Below are 1,174 nucleotides of genomic sequence, written 5' to 3'. Positions count from 1 at the left end.
TCCTTGAGGTTGTTGATCATCATGAGGATTTAGAACTTTATGAGGTTTGTGACGATATTTTATTAAAATATAATCAGCTAGGAGTCGCATCATCCCCTTATACATGCCCTATCTGTGGATGGGATGATGATAATGACAGAGCAATATATTGTGATGAATCCATATTCAAAGACTATACACTCGAAGATTTTAAAAAGTTAGCGGAGATTGATTAATGTATTCTCCTGCTAAATTCGGTGAAATGATTGGGAAGTCGGTTAAAACTCTACAAAGATGGGATGCCGAAGGCACTTTAATTGCATTCAGAAATCCTAAAAATCGTAGGTATTACACACACGATCAGTATCTTGAATATATTGGGGTAAAAGCAACCGAAGAAAAATCATCAGTAGTTGTTTATTCAAGGGTATCAAGTGTTGCTCAAAAACCTGATTTAGTTAATCAGGTGGCAGCTTTAGAAACTTTTTGTACTGCAAACGGTTATGCTATTGATGATTGGGTGTCAGAGATCGGGAGTGGTTTGAATTATAAAAGAAAGAAATTCAATCAGCTTTTTCTTGATATTGAAATGGGTAAAGTTTCAATGCTAATCATTGCTCATAAAGATCGCTTAGTACGATTTGGTTTTGAGTGGTTTGAATCTTTTGCAGAAAGACATGGCTGTAAAATCATTATTATGAATCAAGAATCTCTATCCCCAACGGAAGAAGTAACACAAGACTTGTTAGCGATTATTCATTGTTTTTCTTCTCGACTTTACGGATTAAGAAAATACAAAGAAAAAGTTAAAGAATTAGTGAATAGTAAGGAATAACTTTTTGAAACTAACACGCATCCACCATTGTAAAAACTTGAATGTGCAAAAGTACAAACAGCTTGAGAAACAAGCTGTTTTACTTGGTCGTGTTCGTAGCGAGGTGTGGGCTAAATATGGTGCTGTTGCAGGTTTAAATATCAGCGACAGAACCATTCGTGATGCGTGGATGAAAGAAAGTCGTGACTTTGGTGTTTCTGCAAATGCGTGGAAAGAAACGCTACGTGATTGCGTAGGTGATATTAAAGCCTATCGAGAAGCATCAAAAGACAAAGTAAAGCAGGCGATCCGAAAACGCACCTCCTGTAATAATGAACAAAAAAGACTATACACCTTGCTTAAAAAAGATGAATGGATGAC

The 1,174-nt window shown here is 36.1% G+C and carries 1 protein-coding gene and 2 pseudogenes; all 3 read left to right on the top strand.

What is annotated here, in order from left to right; all coding sequences use genetic code 11:
- Positions 1 to 215, top strand: a pseudogene (locus FTT63_RS15510) (hypothetical protein); the annotation flags it as partial.
- Complete coding sequence (locus tag FTT63_RS15505; protein WP_075168104.1) at positions 215 to 814, top strand: IS607 family transposase; 600 nt, start codon at positions 215 to 217, stop codon at positions 812 to 814. The pseudogene FTT63_RS15510 and the gene FTT63_RS15505, both read left to right, overlap by 1 nt.
- Positions 815 to 818: 4 nt before the next feature.
- Positions 819 to 1,174 (top strand): annotated as a pseudogene (locus tag FTT63_RS15500) (RNA-guided endonuclease TnpB family protein); the annotation flags it as partial.

This window comes from Acinetobacter sp. C15, assembly GCF_013420645.1.
GTDB lineage: Bacteria > Pseudomonadota > Gammaproteobacteria > Pseudomonadales > Moraxellaceae > Acinetobacter > Acinetobacter indicus.
This window is presented reverse-complemented; position numbering and strand designations above follow the sequence as displayed.

Coding starts and splice junctions, on each gene's coding strand:
- FTT63_RS15505 (WP_075168104.1), top strand. CDS start 215: ATGTATTCTCCTGCTAAATTCGGTGAAATGATTGGGAAGTCGGTTAAA.